At 69.5% G+C, this 3,194-nt stretch carries 2 protein-coding genes; both read right to left on the bottom strand.

The annotated features are described in order from the left end of the window. The coding region (locus ABZS71_RS35410) for a beta-ketoacyl synthase N-terminal-like domain-containing protein (RefSeq protein ID WP_356216921.1) at positions 1 to 1,430 on the bottom strand (1,430 nt) is incomplete at its 3' end. Positions 1,431 to 1,472: 42 nt separating this feature from the next. Further along, positions 1,473 to 3,194 (bottom strand): SDR family NAD(P)-dependent oxidoreductase (locus tag ABZS71_RS35405; RefSeq protein WP_356216918.1); only part of this gene is annotated, 1,722 nt, incomplete at its 5' end.

Raw genomic sequence — 3,194 nt, 5'->3', positions numbered from 1 at the left:
CCACCGCCGTCACGCGAAGGCCCCACCGCGCCCCGCTCCCCCACCTCAGGAGCCTGCTCCACAATCACATGCGCATTGGTGCCACTGATACCGAAGGAAGACACCCCCGCCCTCCGCGGCCGATCACCGCTCGACCACTCGACCGCCTCGGTCAGCAGCCGCACACCGCCGCCGTCCCACTCCACGTGGGGCGTGAGCTCGTCGATATGCAGAGTGGGCGGCAGTACCCCGTGGCGCAGGGCCATCACCATCTTGATCACGCCGGCCACACCGGCGGCGCCCTGCGTATGACCAATGTTGGACTTGAGCGAGCCAAGCCACAGAGGGCGGTCCTCCGGCCGGTCCCGGCCGTATGTGGCGATGAGCGCGTCGGCCTCGATCGGGTCGCCCAGCTTGGTGCCCGTGCCATGCGCCTCGACCGCGTCCACCTCGGACGGTGACAACCGGGCGCTGGCCAGCGCCTGCCGGATCACCCGCTGCTGCGATGGACCGTTCGGCGCCGTGAACCCGTTGCTGGCGCCATCCTGGTTGATGGCCGAACCCCGGATGACCGCCAGCACCTGATGGCCGTTGCGCCGCGCGTCGGACAGCCGCTCCAACAGCAGCAGCCCGACGCCCTCGCCCCAGCCCGTACCGTCCGCGGTGGCCGCGAACGCCTTGCACCGCCCGTCCGGAGACAGCCCGCGTTGCCGGGAGAAACCGGTGAACACCTCGGGAGTGGCCATCACCGTCACACCGCCGGCCAGGGCCAGTGTGCACTCTCCCTGCCGCAGCGCCTGGCACGCCAAGTGCATCGCGACCAGAGACGACGAGCATGCTGTCTCCACCGTCACCGCCGGCCCCTCCAGGCCGAAGGTGTACGACACACGGCCGGACAGCAGGCTCGGGGCGTTGCCCGCGTATCCCTCGGCCGCTTTCCGCGGGAGGTCACCCGATGTCGTGCCGCCGGTGGTAGCCGTACCGGCGTATACGCCCGTTGAAGAACCTTTCAGGGAAACGGGATCGATTCCCGCGCGCTCACATGCCTCCCAGGCGGTTTCCAATAGCAGTCGCTGCTGTGGACTGGTCGCCAGCGCCTCGCGCGGGCTGATGCCGAAAAACGGGGGGTCGAATTGATCGGCGTCATACAGGAATCCGCCCCGCTGGACATAGGTGGTGCCCGGGTGATCGGGGTCGGGGTGATAAAGGCCGTCCAGATCCCAGCCACGGTTGGTGGGAAAGTCCCCGATCGCGTCAATGCCCTCGGAAACCAACCGCCACAGCGCCTCCGGAGTGTCGACTCCGCCTGGGAACCGGCAGGCGATGCTCACGATCGCCACCGGCTCCTGGGACCGCTCCTCCGCCTCACGCAAACGCAGTCGCGTATCGTGTAAATCCGCGGATACCCGCTTGAGATACTCGACCAGCTTTTCTTCATTCACGTTGACCATGAGGTATCACCCGGCCTTCAGCGAGGGTCGCGCCCGGCACATTCAGGACACACCAAGCTCATTGTCGATAAAGTCAAGAACCTGGGCCGCGGACGCGGACTCCAGCCTCTCCGCGGCAGTCATCTGTTCCGCCGACTTCCGTGTCGCCTTCCACTTCGCCAGCAGGCTCTCCAAGCGCGCCGTGACCGTCCCCGAATCGCCCTCCTCCACCTCCAGGCCGACCAAGGTGGCTTCCAGTCTGGCCAGTTCATTGAGGACGGGGTCGACACCGGCTCGTCCCGGGGAGGCGCCCTCCGCGGGTGCGATGCGCTCCAGCAGATAGTCGGCCAGCACGGCCGCCTCCGGATAGTCGAAGACGAGGGCGGCGGGCAGACGGAGACTGGTGGCCGCGGCCAGTCGGTTGCGCAGCTCGACGGCGGTGAGCGAGTCGAAGCCCAGCTCCTTGAAGTTGGACTCGGCCTGCACGGCTTCGGTGTCGGCGTGTCCCAGAACCGTGGCCACGTGGCCACGGACCAGATTGAGCACCGCACGATGCCGCTCACCGGCCGACATGCCCACCAGCCGACCCGCCCAGTCGGCCGGCTGCTCACCGGCCGCCGCCGCCATACGTCGCCCAGCGGCACCACCGGCGCCGGTGGCAGCCAGGGCGCGGAGCACGGCGGGGAGGGCGGCAGCGGACTGGGCGGCCAGGACTCGCGTGTTCACATCCGCTGCGATCAGCTGATGACCACCGTGTTCGACGGCGGCGTCGAGCAGCCCGAGCGCGTGTTCGCTGGACAACGCGGCGACACCCGAGCGGGACATCCGGGCCAGGTCCGCCTCGGCCAGGTCGCCGGTCATTCCGCTGGTGTCGGCCCACAGGCCCCATGCCACCGACACCCCCGGCAGACCGGCGGACCGGCGGTGCGCGGCCAGCGCATCGCAAAAGGCATTCGCCGCAGCGTAGTTGGCCTGCCCCGGACTGCCCATCACCCCGGCGGCCGAGGAGAACATCACAAACATGCCCAGCCGCAGATCCGCCGTCGCCGCATGCAGATGGGCCGCCGCCGTGGCCTTCGCCGCCCACACCCGAGCCAACCGGTCCGGGGTCTGCGAGGTGACCACCGCATCGTCCAGCACACCCGCCGCGTGGATCACCCCGGTCAGCGGATGCTCCGCATCGATCCCCGCCACCAGATCGGCCACCGCGGCCGCATCCGTGACGTCGGCGGCGGCGATCCGTACCTGTGCGCCCAGAGCGGTCAGCCGGGCGGCCACATCCGTGGCCCCCGGGCCGTGCGGCCCACGGCGGCTCACCAGCAACAGATGCCTGGCCCGCCAGGTGCGTACCAGGTGTTCGGCGACCAGCGCGCCCAGGGTGCCGGTGCCACCGGTGATCAGTACGGTGCCGTCCGGATCCACCGCCGCCGGTACGTCCAGCACCAGCTTGCCTGTGTGCTTCGCCTGACTCAGATACCGCAGCGCCTCACGCGCCCGGCTCAGCGGCCACGCCCGCACCGGCAGCGGCGCCAGCACACCGGCCGCGAACAACTCACTCAACTCGCTCAGCATCCGGCCGATACGGTCGGGCCCGGCATCGATGATCAGGTCGTAGACCTGATACGCCACACCTGGGTACTCCGCCGCCATCTGCTCCGGATCACGGATATCGGTCTTGCCCATCTCCAGCAGCCGGCCGCCGTCGGCCAGCAGCCGCAGCGAGGCGTCGACGAAGGGTCCGGCGAGGCTGTTCAGCACCACATCCACACCGCGTCCGCCGGTGGC

Origin of the sequence: Streptomyces sp. NPDC005393, from assembly GCF_040606675.1 — a bacterium.
Lineage (GTDB): Bacteria > Actinomycetota > Actinomycetes > Streptomycetales > Streptomycetaceae > Streptomyces.
The sequence above is the reverse complement of the archived record's forward strand: the minus strand, read 5'-3'. Positions and strand labels throughout refer to the sequence as shown.